This window comes from Oceanobacter mangrovi (genome assembly GCF_019740315.1).
GTDB classification, from domain to species: Bacteria; Pseudomonadota; Gammaproteobacteria; order Pseudomonadales; family Oceanobacteraceae; genus Oceanobacter; species Oceanobacter mangrovi.
In genome coordinates this window covers 1-14,969 of the sequence record NZ_JAHXZR010000012.1, presented here as the reverse complement: position 1 = coordinate 14,969, position 14,969 = coordinate 1, and the positions used below count along the sequence as shown (strand labels likewise).

General features: G+C 53.4%; 15 protein-coding genes. 5 read left to right on the top strand and 10 right to left on the bottom strand.

The features are described 5' to 3' along the window. Positions 1–18: 18 nt before the first annotated feature. Complete coding sequence (locus tag K6123_RS20000) at positions 19–2,007, top strand: TonB-dependent receptor plug domain-containing protein (RefSeq protein ID WP_221801011.1); 1,989 nt, start codon at positions 19–21, stop codon at positions 2,005–2,007. A 38-nt stretch (positions 2,008–2,045) separates the two neighbouring features. Here K6123_RS20000 and speD read toward each other — a convergent pair whose 3' ends face one another. Next, complete coding sequence (speD, locus tag K6123_RS19995) at positions 2,046–2,840, bottom strand: adenosylmethionine decarboxylase (RefSeq protein ID WP_221801010.1); 795 nt, start codon at positions 2,838–2,840, stop codon at positions 2,046–2,048. A 59-nt stretch (positions 2,841–2,899) separates the two neighbouring features. Next, positions 2,900–3,319 (bottom strand): OsmC family protein, encoded by a 420-nt coding sequence (locus K6123_RS19990; protein ID WP_221801008.1) that lies wholly within the window; start codon positions 3,317–3,319, stop codon positions 2,900–2,902. Between the two features lie 279 nt (positions 3,320–3,598). Here K6123_RS19990 and crp point away from each other — a divergent pair, with 279 nt between their 5' ends. After that, positions 3,599–4,237, top strand: coding sequence for a cAMP-activated global transcriptional regulator CRP (crp, locus tag K6123_RS19985; protein WP_221801006.1), 639 nt, complete (start codon positions 3,599–3,601; stop codon positions 4,235–4,237). 82 nt (positions 4,238–4,319) lie between these two features. Here crp and trpC read toward each other — a convergent pair whose 3' ends face one another. The 5 genes from trpC to K6123_RS19960 form a co-directional block, all read right to left on the bottom strand. Beyond that, complete coding sequence (gene trpC / locus K6123_RS19980) at positions 4,320–5,126, bottom strand: indole-3-glycerol phosphate synthase TrpC (RefSeq protein WP_221801003.1); 807 nt, start codon at positions 5,124–5,126, stop codon at positions 4,320–4,322. A 20-nt stretch (positions 5,127–5,146) separates the two neighbouring features. Beyond that, positions 5,147–6,193, bottom strand: a complete 1,047-nt coding sequence (gene trpD / locus K6123_RS19975; protein ID WP_221801191.1) for an anthranilate phosphoribosyltransferase — start codon at positions 6,191–6,193, stop codon at positions 5,147–5,149. A 14-nt stretch (positions 6,194–6,207) separates the two neighbouring features. Then, positions 6,208–6,795, bottom strand: a complete 588-nt coding sequence (locus K6123_RS19970) for an anthranilate synthase component II (protein WP_221801190.1) — start codon at positions 6,793–6,795, stop codon at positions 6,208–6,210. A gap of 65 nt (positions 6,796–6,860) precedes the next feature. Continuing rightward, positions 6,861–8,345, bottom strand: a complete 1,485-nt coding sequence (gene trpE / locus K6123_RS19965; RefSeq protein WP_221801001.1) for an anthranilate synthase component I — start codon at positions 8,343–8,345, stop codon at positions 6,861–6,863. A gap of 205 nt (positions 8,346–8,550) precedes the next feature. Further along, positions 8,551–9,219, bottom strand: a complete 669-nt coding sequence (locus K6123_RS19960; RefSeq protein WP_221800999.1) for an HAD family hydrolase — start codon at positions 9,217–9,219, stop codon at positions 8,551–8,553. A 547-nt stretch (positions 9,220–9,766) separates the two neighbouring features. Between K6123_RS19960 and K6123_RS19955 the strand changes: the two genes are divergently transcribed. Then, positions 9,767–10,150, top strand: coding sequence for an HPF/RaiA family ribosome-associated protein (locus tag K6123_RS19955; protein WP_221800997.1), 384 nt, complete (start codon positions 9,767–9,769; stop codon positions 10,148–10,150). Between the two features lie 118 nt (positions 10,151–10,268). On the opposite strand, the gene K6123_RS19950 is transcribed toward K6123_RS19955, so the two are convergent. The 3 genes from K6123_RS19950 to K6123_RS19940 all read right to left on the bottom strand — a co-directional run bounded on the left by K6123_RS19950 (position 10,269) and on the right by K6123_RS19940 (position 13,315). Beyond that, the gene (locus tag K6123_RS19950; protein WP_221800995.1) at positions 10,269–12,077 is read right to left on the bottom strand and encodes an acyl-CoA dehydrogenase C-terminal domain-containing protein; all 1,809 of its coding nucleotides are present in this window, start codon (positions 12,075–12,077) and stop codon (positions 10,269–10,271) included. A gap of 324 nt (positions 12,078–12,401) precedes the next feature. Continuing rightward, positions 12,402–12,869, bottom strand: coding sequence for a hypothetical protein (locus K6123_RS19945; protein WP_221800993.1), 468 nt, complete (start codon positions 12,867–12,869; stop codon positions 12,402–12,404). 182 nt (positions 12,870–13,051) lie between these two features. Further along, the gene (locus tag K6123_RS19940; RefSeq protein WP_221800991.1) at positions 13,052–13,315 is read right to left on the bottom strand and encodes a hypothetical protein; all 264 of its coding nucleotides are present in this window, start codon (positions 13,313–13,315) and stop codon (positions 13,052–13,054) included. 140 nt (positions 13,316–13,455) lie between these two features. Here K6123_RS19940 and K6123_RS19935 point away from each other — a divergent pair, with 140 nt between their 5' ends. After that, entirely contained in the window at positions 13,456–14,256 is an 801-nt protein-coding gene (locus K6123_RS19935; RefSeq protein ID WP_221800989.1) for a ComF family protein, read from the top strand. Between the two features lie 235 nt (positions 14,257–14,491). Beyond that, positions 14,492–14,614 (top strand): hypothetical protein, encoded by a 123-nt coding sequence (locus tag K6123_RS23430; protein ID WP_281423968.1) that lies wholly within the window; start codon positions 14,492–14,494, stop codon positions 14,612–14,614. Positions 14,615–14,969 lie beyond the last annotated feature (355 nt).

Sequence of the window (14,969 nt, the reverse complement as noted above, 5' to 3'; positions counted from 1 at the left end):
CATCCAGCAGGGGGAAGCATGCCGGATCGCAACGCCAATCATCGCCCACTCCTGTCACTACTATTGCTGACGGGATTATTGGCTCCAGCGGTCAGTGAAGCGCGGCTGCGCAGCTATGATGCCCAACAGCTGGCGGCTGCGCAGCCGGCCAGTGCTTTTGAAGCACTGGCCCAGTTGGCCGGCGCGGCGGTCTCACGTACTGCGTTAGGCAGCGATACGCTGATGTTTGAAGGTATGCAGGGGCAATATTTGCAGCTGCTGATCAACGGCGTGGCCATTCAGCCACCCGACGATGACCTCAGCAGCTTCCTGCAACGCATTCCGTTTCTCGCCATTCAGCGCATCGAAATCAACGATTCCCCCTCCGAACACGACGAATGGGGTGGCGGCGGTGCTGCTACCATCAACCTGATCCTGCGTGACCGCAGCGGCACCGATGGCCAGCTGCGAGCTGAAAAAGCCATGCCTGCCGGTGCTGCAGGTATCGCCACCGGCAAGCGTCAGCAGTGGCAATTGCAGGCTGGCCACCACACTGAGCAACGCCAACACAATGGCTATTTCCGCGCCGCCGACAGTCAGGATAACCGTACCTGGCAGCAGGCACACCAGCGCAGTAACGACTTTTTGCGCGCTAACTGGCAACCTGCCCTGAGTCGATGGCCGGTCAGGTTCAATTCCGAAATACTGTTGATGTCCGGTGATTTTGACGTTCAGCAAACGCCGTTGCCGCTGGAACTGAGCCAGGACCCCCATCAGCCCGGACTCGCCTTTGATGACTTTGAACGCCACCACCAAACCCTCGACTGGAATCTCGGGGCCCGCTTCCAGACCGGCACTCTCACCAACCAGATCTGCCTGTCCGGTCAGAATGGTCGCGAGCGCACCGAGTCGGACTACTTTTACCGCCAGCAAAACCAGCAGCGCTACAAGTTGCGCTGGGACATTGCTGAGACCTGGGGCGAACATCGCTGGTCTGCCAGCGCGACCCAGCTACACCGACAGATCAAGTCCACCGAATACAGCGAAGTCGACGCCAGCAGCAACCAGCAACGACTGACTTTTCGGGAAGATAGGCTGGCTGGCCATATTGCCGACCACTGGCAACTGACCAATGTTACTGATCTGGAACTGGGATTACGGGTCGACAGTTATCGCCTGCTACAACACCAGCAAGGCAGCAGTCGGGATTCCGAAATTGCCACCGCCACCCATTGGCTGCCGTCCGCCCGGCTGAGCTATCAGCTGAGCGACTACAACAGCCTGCAACTGAGCAGCGGCCAATCGGTCAATGCCGCCCGCGCCTCGGATCTGGTACCACGCCAGCTTGCCAGTACCAGCTACATCTGGCAGGGCAACAGTGAACTCGACGATGAAGTGGTTACCCAAACCCGTATCGCGTTCTTTCGCCAGTTTGATCCCGGTATTGCCGCTGAAAACCTTGGCCTGACACTGGCGCTGTACCAGCGACTGATCAGCAAGGCGATTTATTACCAGTATCAAACCAGCGACAGCGGTGATGTTGTCATTACGCCGGTCAACAGCGAATCTTCCGCCATGCTGCGTGGCCTGTCGGCCAGCTGGAGCAAACCGCTGAAACTTGGCAAGCAATCCATCCAACTGGCTATCAGCGCCGATGTCTTCAAGTCAGAGGTAGGTCGTGGCAGTCGCAATTCTGTCCGCCGGCGCTTGTCACAGACTCCCGACAGCCTGTTCAAACTCAGTTTGCAAACAGCCCTGACCGATCAGTTGCTGACAGGATTCAAATGGACGTATCAGGGGCAGTCGAGCCAGCTTGTTGTTGGTGAGGAAGAAGAGGTTGCTATCCGCAGTGCAGTCACCAGCCAGAACCAGTGGTATTTGCGCTACCAACCGTTACGCGGCTGGTACGCGGGTGTTGCGGTCGAGCAACAGCGCGGCCAGGACTACCGCAGTAATGATCCCTTGATGGTGCTGGAAAGTGCGCCGGAGTGGCACTGGAGTCTGCAGTTCGGCTGGCAGGATATCTGAGGTTGGAGCAGGCCAGCCAACTGCTGGCCGCTCGGGTGTTACTCTGGCATGTTGCGGGAATAGAAAATTTCCAGCATTTCCTTGCGCAGTTTTTCTTCAATCTCGGCACGTTCGCCAGCACTGAGATCCTGGGCTGCTTCACCGAACAGGTAGTGGTCCAGTTCGAAGTCTTTCAGCAGCATCTTGGTGTGGAAGGTATTTTCCTGATACACGTTAACGTCGATCATCTGATAGGCGTTCTGGGTATCCTCGGTCAGATAGTTCTGGATCGAGTTGATATCGTGATCGATGTAATGCTTCACGCCATCGATATCACGGGTAAAACCGCGCACACGGTAATCACAGGTCACGATATCCGAATCGAACGAGTGGATCAGATAGTTCAGCGCTTTCAGCGGCGAAATCAGACCACAGGTTGAAACATCAATGTCAGCACGGAAAGTGCTGATGCCACCGTGAGGGTGACTTTCAGGATAGGTATGAACAGTGACGTGACTCTTGTCGAGATGAGCAACCACGGTATCGCGCAGCGGGCCCGGCTTCTCTTCCATCAGATCTTCACTGGGCGGTACTTCATGCTCAGCAATCAGAATCGTTACACTTGCGCCCTGCGGATCATAATCCTGACGCGCCACATTCAGAATGTTGGCGCCAATAATATCAACCACGTCACTCAGAATCTGGGTCAGGCGGTCGGCGTTATAGAGTTCATCGATGTACTCGATGTATTCCTGGCGTTCCTTTTCGTTTTGCGTGTAGCAAATATCGTAAATATTGAAGCTCAGGGACTTGGTCAGGTTGTTGAAGCCATGTAGGCGCAACTTGTTGTTCAATAGAGTGTCCTCAAATACCCCCGCACCGTGGCGGAATGGTCAGGTTGGTGTGATCGAGGTCAGTCCTCGATCACTTCGTGGCTGTGGGTGATTTCAACCCCCGCCTGCTCCAGCATGATCGAAGCAGAGCAATATTTTTCTGCTGACAGCTTGACCGCGCGTTCAACGCTGGCTGCCTTCAGATCCTTGCCCTTCACCTTGAAGTGCACGTGAATTTTGGTGAATACAGACGGTACGCCGTCGGCGCGTTCTGCATTAATAGAAGCAACACAGTCAGATACTTGCTGGCGTTGCTTGGTGAGGATGTTGATCACATCAAAACTGGTACAACCGCCGAGCCCCAACAGCATCATTTCCATTGGGCGAACTCCCATGTTTCGACCACCATGATCTTCAGGGCCGTCCATGACAACAGAATGACCGCTGCCAGATTCCCCAACAAACATGACACCATCGACCCATTTGATCTCAGCTTTCATTGCACAAATCCAGGTAACCACTAAAGAGCGCGCAGGTTATCACACATGCAACGGCAGGATAAATCGGGACAGCCGTTCCAATAACGCCGAATTGACCTCAAACCACAATCGGCCTTAGTCATTCAAGTTGAAACTTAACGTTTTGATTCAGTCAAATGTGACCAATATCACCGGCTTACGTAAAACCACTAACCTAATTGGTCACAAACTGACATACTGCATACCTTGATTATGCCAACAAGCTACAAATAGCCTGAGTATTAGGATTGGAAGCCCGTTATGAGCCTGGTTAGACCACCACAAAAGGATCCTTATCTGGAAGACTTCCTTGCACAGTGTCACCGTCGCCGCTACCCGGCACGGAGTACATTGATTTACGCTGGCGAAGAAAGCAGTACGCTTTACTATCTGGTCAAAGGTTCTGTCAGCGTCATAATTGAAGATGAAGATGGCCGTGACATGATCATGGCATACCTGAACCCGGGTGATTTTTTCGGTGAGATGGGTCTGTTTGATGACGAAACCCCACCACGTACTGCCTGGGTCAAGGCCAAAACCGAGTGTGAAGTAGCTGAAATCAGCTACTCCCGTTTCGAAGACATTGTTAAGAATCAGCCTGAACTGATGTTCAAACTGTTCCGTCAAATCGCCAACCGTCTGAGCCAAACCACCCGCAAAGCTGGTGACCTGGTATTTATGGACGTGACTGGCCGGGTTGCCCGCACCCTGCTGGATCTGAGCAAACAACCCGACGCGATGACCCACCCGGACGGTATGCAAATCAAGATCACCCGTCAGGAAATCGGCCGTATTGTGGGTTGTTCCCGCGAAATGGTTGGCCGGGTTCTGAAAGATCTGGAAGACGGTGGCTTGGTATCGGTGAAAGGCAAAACCATGGTGGTTTACGGTACCCGCTGATCAAGCATCAGCAGTAACCCGCCAATAAAAAAGCACTGCCCGCAGCAGTGCTTTTTTGTTTCTGGCGAATCTGAAAACCGCTTTAAAAGAACAGTTTCTGCAACTCTTCGCCCGGCTCTTCAGCTCGCATAAAGGCTTCACCAACCAGGAAACCGTGAACGTTGTGAGCACGCATGGCAGCCACTTCATCACGGCCAAAAATCCCGCTTTCTGTCACCAGCAACTTGCCGGCTGGCACCATACCCAACAAGTCGTAGGTGGTTTGCAGGGTCAATTCAAAGGTATGCAGGTTACGGTTGTTAATGCCCAGCAGTGGTGACTGCAGCTTCAGCGCCGAAACCATTTCTGCTTCATTATGCACTTCCACCAGCACGTCCAGCCCCAGCTCCAGCGCGATGCCTTCCAGATCCTGCAATTGCATCTCTGACAGCGCTGCCACAATCAGCAGTACACAGTCTGCGCCGATATGGCGAGCTTCATAGATCTGATAGGGATCGACCAGGAAATCCTTGCGAATCACCGGCAATGAACAGGCACCGCGAGCTTCCTTCAGAAAATCCTCATGGCCCTGGAAGTACTGCGCATCGGTCAGTACTGACAAACAGGTGGCACCACCTTTTTCATAGGATTCAGCAATCTGGCCCGGGACAAAATTCCCGCGAATCACTCCTTTCGATGGCGATGCTTTTTTAACTTCCGCAATCACCGCAGGCAAACCGGAATCGACCTTGGCCTTCATGGCGCGGTAAAAGCCACGCAGACTGTCCGGGTCCATATCCAGCGCACGGGCTTTCAGTTCCGCCAATGGCATCGACTGGCTACGCAGGGCGATTTCTTCTGCCTTGGTTTGCAGAATTTTTTTCAGAATGGTTGGAGTATCGTTAGTCACTACACTTGTACCTTGCTGCTTCAGCCCTGGGCATCTTCGGCCATATAGGACGAAAAGCTCACCAGTTCTTTCAGTTTTTCCAGTGCCAGACCGGAGTAAATAGCGTCTTGCGCCATGCTGACACCGTCTTTTATATTCATCGCCAGACCCGCCACATAAATAGCCGCCCCCGCATTCAATGCCAGCATATCCGCAGCTTTCTGACCGGCAGCGGTTTTACGCTTGCCCAGCGCATCACGAATCAGCTCAAGACTTTCCGCCGCGCTGGTGACCGACAATCCATCCAGACTCTGGCGTTCAATGCCCAGATCTTCCGGTGTGATCACCAGATCACGCAGCTCACCCATATAGAGTTCGCAGGCATAGGTCGGCCCAGCCAGGCTGATTTCATCCAGACCTTCTGCCGAATGAATCACCAGAACATGGCCAGCGTTCAGGCGCTGCATGGCTTCCGCAATCGGTCGAACCAGCGCCTGTTCATAAACGCCGATTACCTGGTTGGGAACCCCTGCCGGATTGGTCATTGGCCCGAGTACGTTAAAAATGGTGCGCATGCCCAGCGCCTTGCGCACACCAATCGCATGCTTCATGGCACTGTGATGCATCGGCGCAAACATAAAGCCAACGCCCAACTCTTCGATGCAACGGGCTACCTGTTCACCGTTGAGCGCCAGGTTGACGCCTGCGGCTTCCAACAAGTCGGCACTGCCAGACTTCGAAGAAACACCACGGTTACCGTGCTTGGCAACCTTGCCGCCAGCCGCTGCCACGACAAAAGAAGAAGCGGTTGAAACGTTAAACATGTTGGCGCCATCGCCACCGGTGCCAACAATATCCACCGCATGTAACGGATGAACCTGCACACCACTGGCGAGATCCCGCATGACTTTGACCGCACCAACGATTTCATCGATGCTTTCGCCTTTCATCCGCAGGGCAACCAGAAAGCCACCGACCTGGGCCGGGTCAGCCTGACCAGTCATGATCTGATTCATCACATCGGTCATTTCTTCGGTTGTCAGATCCTGTCGCTCGACCACTTTGGCCAAGGCTTCACGCATTTCCATCATTGACTCCTTGTTCAGCCCAGCCGCATTTGCAGAAAGTTATTCAGCAAATCATGGCCATGTTGCGTAAGAATGGATTCAGGGTGGAACTGCACGCCTTCGATAGCCAGCTCCTTGTGACGAACGCCCATGATTTCTTCCATGGAACCGTCTTCGTTTTCCGTCCAGGCGGTGATTTCCAGACAATCCGGCAGGGTGTTCTTGTCGATCACCAGCGAATGATAGCGGGTTGCCTGATAAGGATTCGACAGACCGGCGAACACGCCCTTGTCATTGTGATGAATCGCCGACAGCTTGCCGTGCATCACCTGACCGGCACGAATAATATCGCCACCAAACACCTGACCAATCGACTGGTGACCCAGACAAATGCCCAGAATTGGCAGCTTACCCGCAAAATAACGGATCGCTTCCATCGAAATACCAGCTTCGTTCGGCGTGCATGGCCCCGGAGAAATCACCAGATGATCCGGCTGCAGGGCTTCAATCTGCTCCAGCGTCACTTCGTCATTACGAAATACGCGAACATCTGCGCCCAGCTCGGCGAAATACTGTACGACGTTGTAGGTAAAGGAGTCGTAGTTATCAATCATTACCAGCATGTTGTGCTCCAGCGCTGCCCTGCTCATGGCCGGGCAGCCTTCAATATGAATGGGTTGGCGGTTACTTACTGATCCAGACCGGCTTCGGCCAGAGCCACAGCCCTGAACATAGCGCGGCCCTTGTTCAGGGTTTCCTGCCATTCCATCTCAGGCACAGAGTCAGCCACCAGACCGGCACCTGCCTGAATATTCAACACGCCATCCTTGATCACTGCGGTACGAATGGCGATGGCGGTATCCATATTGCCATTCCAGCTGATGTAGCCAACCGCGCCGCCGTATACGCCCCGCTTGGTACTTTCAAACTCGTCGATGATTTCCATCGCCCGAATCTTTGGCGCACCACTGAGCGTACCGGCCGGATGCGCTGCACGCAGTACATCCATGGCGGTAATGCCTTCTTTTACCTGGCCCGTCACATTGGAAACGATGTGCATGACATGACTGTAACGCTCAACAATCATCTGCTCAGTCAGCTTGACGCCACCGGTGCGGGCAACCCGGCCAACATCGTTACGGCCAAGGTCGATCAACATCAGGTGTTCGGCAATTTCCTTCGGATCTTCGAGCAACTCACGTTCGAGCGCCTCGTCTTTTTCCGGAGTTTCACCACGTTTGCGAGTACCGGCAATCGGCCGCACCGTCACTTCACCATCTTCCAGGCGAGCCAGAATTTCCGGTGAAGAACCAACCACATGGAAATCATCCAGATGCAGGCAATACATGTAGGGGGATGGGTTCAGTGTCCGCAGGGCACGATAGATATTCACCGGATCGCCGCTGAATGGAATCTGCATCCGCTGCGACAGCACGCACTGCATGATGTCACCGGAGAGAATGTACTCCTTCACCGACTCCACTGCAGACTTGAACTCTTCAGCACCATAAACCGAACGGAAGTCATCTTCCTGTACTTCTTTGGGCGCTGCGAATGGTTTGCCGATATCACCCGCATACGGCTGACGCAGCAGCTCGCGCAGTTGATCCAGACGCTGCTGGGCCGCATCCCAGGCATTCGGCTGTTGCGGATCTGCCAGCACAATCAGGTGCAGCTTGCCGCTGAGATTATCGAATACCACCACTTCTTCAGACACCATCAACAGAATATCTGGTGTACCGATTTCATCTGGCGGACAGCTGGCCTGCAGCCGCGGTTCGATATAACGCACAGTGTCGTAACCAAAATAACCAACCAGACCGCCCTGGAAGCGCGGCAGGCCAGCAATATCCGGCACCTTGTAGCTCTGTTGCAGCTCGGTCACGTATTGCAACGGATCCTGCACATCCAGCTCGCTGACGGCTTTGCCGTTCTCCAGCCAGGTGACCCGATGGTCGGAAATCTTGATCACTTCACGGGCTGGCAAACCGATAATGGAGTAACGACCCCATTTCTCGCCACCCTGGACGGATTCAAATAAATAGGAATATGGCGCATTGGCCAATTTCAGATAAGTGCTCAGCGGCGTATCGAGGTCTGCCAGAACCTGGCGAGCCACAGGAATACGGTTATAGCCCTGCTCAACCAGAGATTGGAATTCTTGCAATGTCATATGGGTAGGAACCTGATTGGATCATTAAACGCAATTGGAAATAGCGCGCAGCGGCGCAGGGGACGATGCGTTTACCACCATCGACGGGCGAGTAGCTGACCTTTTTGCAGAGGACGATTAAGTGGATAGAACACCACGGGGCTCCTGATTGATTATTGTAACCAGATCCGCATCATAACAGATGACCCGGACACGGCAAGATGGATTAGGGCCGCCAATCCAACGATGGCCAGCCATTCAGGATCGCAGCCTCACGCAGGTGCTTGTTGGGGTTCAGTACCACAGGCTGGCCAACCTTTTCCAGCAAGGGCAAGTCTGCATGACTGTCGGTGTAAAACGCCGCGTCACTGAACTTCAACCCCTGTTCCCGCAGGAAAGCCCTCGCCAGACCAACCTTGCCGACGCCATAACACAGCGGTCGTTGCAGCCCGACAATCCGGTCACCCACTACCTTCAGGCGATTACTGATGACGTGCTCAATGCCCAGTGACTCAGCATAGGCACGGGCAACGTACTCATCCGCACCGGTAATCATGACCGGCATCACACCCTGACGCTGATAGGCAAACAACAGCGACATCGCCTGCGGATAAATATGCAGATGACCACGTTCCTGAAAGAACTCATCAACCCGCTGCTGATAGGTCGACAACGCCATGCCACGGGTGCGGGTCTTGTAATAATGCGACAACCGCCAATGCGTAACCCGACCTTTTTTGTAGGCGCGATACAGCGATGCCAGTGCCAACGTCGCTTCCACCAGCGCCCAACGCTCACGCCGAACCCGCCACTTGATCCAGAGGCTGTTGGCGTCTTTGTTGATCAGAGAATCGTCGAGATCGAAAAACACGACCTTGACGGGAAACACCTGCATTATCCGGCACCCATCATTGAATCAATCGAGCCTAACACGGCTGTTGCAGTGCCCCAATCGAAAGCAGCTATCAAGACTGTTAAGAAGGCGGCACAAACGAGAGAAACAAAGCGTTCCCTTATTCCTGCAGTACCAATGCAGCGATGGTTCTCTTATCAACCGGAATATCGCCTTAGATCAATTCTGGCTCGTTTAACCCTGAAATTATGACAATCATTCAGTTGATCCGATGATAACTTGATGTAATCTGAAGTCATGGAAGGGAACAAAAATCTCTTTCAGGGTTCCCATAAAAAGCCTTGAAAAAGATCCTTGACACCCTCAAATTAAAGGTTCAAGTTATTGATATATAAAGATTAATTAACAAACTAACAGGAGTATTGTCGAAGTCTGAAATGGCGTACCGGCCAAGCCTGTAAGCACAACTGAATCACCGGCTTAGTCCGCTCGTATGCCTGCAAAATAAATCCCGGAATGCTGGCAAAACAGCTGCCAGGTTCCATGCCGAATTACCGGCATCGCCTTATGCTTGTACTAAGGAGCGTTTATGAAAGGTCTGGCAATCAGTTTTCGTGACATCGAACATTCAGAAGCGATTGAGAACACCATTCGCGAAAAAGCCGACAAACTCACCTCCACTTTTGACGACATCACAGGCATTCGTGCCGTAGTCGCCCTGCCCCACAACCACAGTTACAAGGGCCGCCTTGCCCATGTCTCTCTGGAAGTCGGCCTGCCAGGCGAAACTGTCGCCATTACCCACGACAATCACGACAGCCCAGAGCATGAGGATATGTACTTTGCAGTGCGACATGCTTTCGAAAAAGCCCAGCGCAAGATTCGCAAGATCCATGAGAAACGCGTTGACAGCAAACGTCGCGGAGGCACCACAGTACATACAGCCGCTGAGGTCGTTGCCGAAGCCGAATAGGCTTCCGCAGATACAAATGCAGAAAGTAATGTAGAAGCAAATATATAAACAAAGGCAGATACAAAAAAACCGCTCAATTGAGCGGTTTTTTTGTATCTGCAGCCAGTCAAACAACGCCTTACAAGAAGGCGAAGTCTTCCTCAGCCAGACTCATCATGCTGGCAGCACCGGCAGTCATCATGGCGGCATGGGCCCTGGTACGTGGCAGAACCCGGTCGAAATAGAACTGGGCGGTTTGCAGTTTGGCCTTGTAGAAGGCTTCTTCTGTGGTACCTGCGTCCAGCTTGGCTTGTGCCAGCTGTGCCATACGGGCCCAGAAATAGCCCAGCACCATGTAACCGGAGTACATCAGGTAATCCACGGCGGCGGCGCCAACTTCATCGCGGTTTTTCATCGCGCCCATACCAATTTTCATGGTCAGGTCGCCCCACTCCTTGTTCAGTTCAGCCAGGGTTTTCTGCAGTTTGGAAACCTGCTTGCTACCACCGTCTTCCTTACAGAACTTGTGAACGATCTTGGTGAAACGACGCAGGCTGGCACCCTGGGTCATCAGTACCTTGCGGCCCAACAGGTCGAGTGCCTGAATGCCGGTAGTACCTTCGTAAATGGTGGAGATACGGGTATCACGCACCAGCTGTTCCATGCCCCATTCAGCGATAAAGCCGTGACCGCCATAAACCTGCATACCCAGGTTGGTTGCTTCACAACCGGCTTCGGTCAGGAACGCCTTGGCGATTGGAGTCAGGAAGCTCAACAGTTCTTCGGCAGCCTGGCGGTCGTCAGCATTGTCGGCTTTCTTGACGATGTCATTCTGCTGGGAAGCAAAGTACACCAGCGCACGACCGGCTTCGTTCAAAGCCTTCTGGGTCATCAGCATACGACGTACATCTGGATGCACGATGATTGGATCTGCAGCTTTTTCCGGTGCTTTTGGACCAGTCAGTGAACGCATTGCCAGACGTTCCTTGGCATAGGCCAACGCGCCCTGGAAAGAAGCTTCCATCGCAGAAGAGCCCTGCAGTGCGGTACCGATACGAGCAGTATTCATAAAGGTGAACATGCAGTTCAGACCCTTGTTTTCCGGCCCGATCAACCAGCCTTTGGCACCGTCGAAGTTCATCACACAGGTAGAGTTACCGTGGATACCCATCTTGTGTTCCAGCGAACCACAGGAAACCGCGTTGGCTTCACCCAGTGAACCATCTTCGTTTGGCAGTACTTTCGGAACAATGAACAGGGAAATACCCTTCGTACCTTCCGGCGCCCCTGGCAGACGGGCCAGAACGATATGAATGATGTTCTCTGCCATGTCGTGTTCACCGGCAGAAATAAAAATCTTGGTACCGGAAATCTTGTAGCTGCCGTCGGCGTTGGGCTCGGCCTTGCTCTTCAGAATACCCAGGTCGGAACCACAGTGCGGTTCGGTCAGACACATGGTGCCGGTCCATTCACCGCTCACCAGCTTGGTCAGATAGGTTTCTTTCTGCTGCTGGGTGCCGTGCATTTCGATGGTGTTCATGGCGCCGTGCGACAGGCCTGGATACATACCCCAGGACCAGTTGGAAGAACCCACCATTTCAGAAATCACGATACCGAGTGATTCTGGCAAACCCTGACCGCCCCACTCTTCTTCGTGGGCCAGTGATGGCCAGCCACCTTCAACAAACTTGCTGTAGGCTTGCTTGAAACCGGTTGGCGTGGTGACCGAACCATCTTCGTTACGCACACAACCTTCGGTGTCGCCAACACGATTCAGCGGAGCCAGCTCCTGTTCACAGAAACGGGCGCCTTCAGCAATGATGGCATCAACCATTTCCGGGGTCGCAACGTCAGCATAAGCGGAAATACCAGCGTAGTGCGCAGGCATGTCCAGCAGTTCGTCCATGACAAATTTGATTTCGCGAAGGGGGGCTTTGTACTCGGGCATTGTCGATTACCTCGTCACCTGACTCGTTGTTTATCCGGCAGACAGCCGTCACAAGACTCTGTTCAGTGTAGCTGTTTATTGTTGTTACTGACGACAGCGGCCAAATCAGTCGTCTGTTATCCATGAGTGTTTTCAAACACTTGTTTGAAACATACGTTCGCACCCAGGCAAAGTCAATAGACAACAGATTAAAATTAAGACAAGCGTTTGACTGCCGGCCCAAACCACAGTAACAGGATTTTCTGACAGCAGGATGCCTTGCCAAATTCCGTTATTCAGCAATGCCGGTAAAAATGTTCAGGAAAGGAAATTCAGGCGAACGCCTCAGATACGCTCGTCGAGCAAGGCCTTGATATCAACCGGGCCACCCAGCTGGCTGACCTGCAGCAGCAACTCGGTTGCCTGGCGCAGTTTGACGTTCGCTTCGGCAAAGCGCTCGGCTGCCGTAATGGTTTCTTGCTGCTGCTCTTCGCGTTGCTGCTTTTTCTCTTCAGCGGTCTGGCGCTGCTCCGCCAGAATACTGGCTGCCGAACGGCTTTCGGGAAGGGGATTATTGATGGTGCTGTCGGATGCGGCGGCCGAATTGTCCGGCTCTGATAGAGCGTCAAATGAGGAGCCGGATGAACTGTCGTCCACTCCCTGAGCCGCCTGCTCAAATTGACGAATCGCTTCAGCCAAAGCCGCTTCGCCGCTGCTGTTACCACTGGTTGAATCAGACGAATCCGCTACAGCCAAGCTGTTGCCAGACTCATTGCTGCCATTGCCAGCCGAGCTGTCGGTAGCAGCCGTCACATCATTTTGATTGCCCGCAACTCTGGCTATGGCTTCTTCGGTGATCTTGCGGGCCGCCTCGATTTCCGATTCCTGCTGACGTGCGTACTCCTGCGCGATAACCCTGGCATCATCGGAATTTACACCTGAGCTTCGGGAACCGGGTTCCCGGGCGGAGTCAGACGAGGCCTGGCCGTAGCCACTCAGGCCTGGATATCGAGTAAACTGCCCAGCTGTGTATTCTGAGCTTCGATCAGTTTCCCGGCTGCGCCCACCAGTTGCTTTCCCTCTTGCATCTCCATCATCGGATCCGCAATCGACTCGGTTTCATCAACCGGCCTTTGGGTAGTGGAATCGACAACCCGCTGAGCTGCGGTAGTCAGCTTGGTATCCGCTTGCGTCATCACTTGGCTCGCCTGGGCGTAGCCTGTGCTCATGGTTGAGCCACTGGTTGATCCAATATTCATAAGCCCTCCTGATTTGCTCCGTCTCTGTCGGCTGGCTGGTAGTGAGTTTTCTGAACCCTGTCCAAAAAACACCCAACCGATATCGTATCACTGAGAGACGCGCTGTACGCTGGAGGTTCATCACAGCAGGGAGTGCTGCCATGATAGTCAGGCTGAATTTCGCCAACAGCAGCAGAAAATGGCTAAAGTCGCTGATTCGAGAACAATGCCACTGCGAACTCTGCCTTGAGCCCTTGCTGGACTCCGCCAGTGGCTTTTTGTGTGATGAGTGCGAACGGCAATTGAGCCAGTCATTCAGCGCCTGCAGTCAATGTGGCGAACCATTAATGACTGCCACGCTCCCCCTGCCCGGCCATACAGCCCAGCGCTGCAAGCGCTGTCAGCAACAAACTCCGACGTTTGACTACAGCATTTGCCATAGCCTCTATACAGGGCCGGTGTGCCAGTGGGTGCAGCTGGCCAAGGACAAACGCCAGCAATTATGGATGCAACGACTGGCACGCTGGATGGCCATCAGAGCACCTGCTCATCTGAACCAGGTTGATGCCCTGGTAGCAGTGCCTTCTCACTGGCACCGGCTGTTCATGCGGGGCTTTAATCCGTCACAGATTTTGGCTGAAACCCTCAGCCAGCGTTATCAAATCCCCTTGCTCAAACGGGCGTTATACAAATCGGCCAGCGCCGATCAGCGACTGCTTGGCCGCCTGCAACGACAACAACAGATCAGCCAGCATTACCACCCAGGCCAACTCGACTTAAGCGGCCAACATCTGCTGTTGATCGACGATGTGATGACCACCGGCGCCACCGCCAGCGAACTGGCCCGGCTGCTAAAACAGCAAGGTGCGACAACCGTTGGCGTCTGGGTACTGGCGCGCACTCCGTCGCGGCAATATCAGAGCAGTCACCATTATTGGGATAGGCAACAAGGGGAAATTTGACCAGCTGTTGGTTTTTTCGGGGCTATCAGGACAAGGCAAAAACAGTAGAAAAGCGGGTGTTTATGCGTGGTAAATGTCTAGACACGGTTTGCCTGCACTCCCAGTCCGGTCTCAATTGGTTAGGTGAACAGTATTACAATTTGCGCCTGTTTTAACGCCGCAGTGGCAACGCCGATAGAAACTCAACCGCCTGTTAAAGGTATACTGGTGGCCAATTTTTCGAGCCCTCCCAGCCATGTCACAACATCCATACAGCGCCCTGACACCAGACCTGATTCTTGATGCCATTGAAGCACAGGGTTACCTCTGTGATGGTCGCCTGACCGTTTTGAACTCTTACGACACCCCTAACGTTTAGATGTGTATATCCAACCCCTAACGCGATAAAATACATGTACATTTTGAAAATCGACAATGTACATGCGTCCAGACAAACAGTCCCACCAGAACCTCAACTCCAACGCACGACTTTCTCATATACATGTGTTTGTCCCTGCCGAAGTCGACTTTGAAAAAACCAACACCGGGACCCAGATAGCCAAATTCACCCCCTATCGATACACAGATCTTTCGCTTCAGCTTTCTCTGTAGTGGTTCAATAATCCCGGACACCCAGATAGGTGGTAATCTTGCCGCCAAAGAGGTGTTCAATGAAAAGACAACGTCGTTCCTTCACTCCTGAGTTCAAACTCGAAGCTGCCAGCCTGGTTCTT

Excerpts from the sequence above, each read along its gene's own strand:
- K6123_RS20000 (WP_221801011.1), top strand. The coding sequence starts at position 19 with ATGCCGGATCGCAACGCCAATCATCGCCCACTCCTGTCACTACTATTG.
- K6123_RS19990 (WP_221801008.1), bottom strand. The coding sequence starts at position 3,319 with ATGAAAGCTGAGATCAAATGGGTCGATGGTGTCATGTTTGTTGGGGAA.
- crp (WP_221801006.1), top strand. The coding sequence starts at position 3,599 with ATGAGCCTGGTTAGACCACCACAAAAGGATCCTTATCTGGAAGACTTC.
- trpD (WP_221801191.1), bottom strand. The coding sequence starts at position 6,193 with ATGGAAATGCGTGAAGCCTTGGCCAAAGTGGTCGAGCGACAGGATCTG.
- K6123_RS19970 (WP_221801190.1), bottom strand. The coding sequence starts at position 6,795 with ATGCTGGTAATGATTGATAACTACGACTCCTTTACCTACAACGTCGTA.
- trpE (WP_221801001.1), bottom strand. The coding sequence starts at position 8,345 with ATGACATTGCAAGAATTCCAATCTCTGGTTGAGCAGGGCTATAACCGT.
- K6123_RS19960 (WP_221800999.1), bottom strand. The coding sequence starts at position 9,219 with ATGCAGGTGTTTCCCGTCAAGGTCGTGTTTTTCGATCTCGACGATTCT.
- K6123_RS19955 (WP_221800997.1), top strand. The coding sequence starts at position 9,767 with ATGAAAGGTCTGGCAATCAGTTTTCGTGACATCGAACATTCAGAAGCG.
- K6123_RS19950 (WP_221800995.1), bottom strand. The coding sequence starts at position 12,077 with ATGCCCGAGTACAAAGCCCCCCTTCGCGAAATCAAATTTGTCATGGAC.
- K6123_RS19940 (WP_221800991.1), bottom strand. The coding sequence starts at position 13,315 with ATGAATATTGGATCAACCAGTGGCTCAACCATGAGCACAGGCTACGCC.
- K6123_RS19935 (WP_221800989.1), top strand. The coding sequence starts at position 13,456 with ATGATAGTCAGGCTGAATTTCGCCAACAGCAGCAGAAAATGGCTAAAG.
- K6123_RS23430 (WP_281423968.1), top strand. The coding sequence starts at position 14,492 with ATGTCACAACATCCATACAGCGCCCTGACACCAGACCTGATTCTTGAT.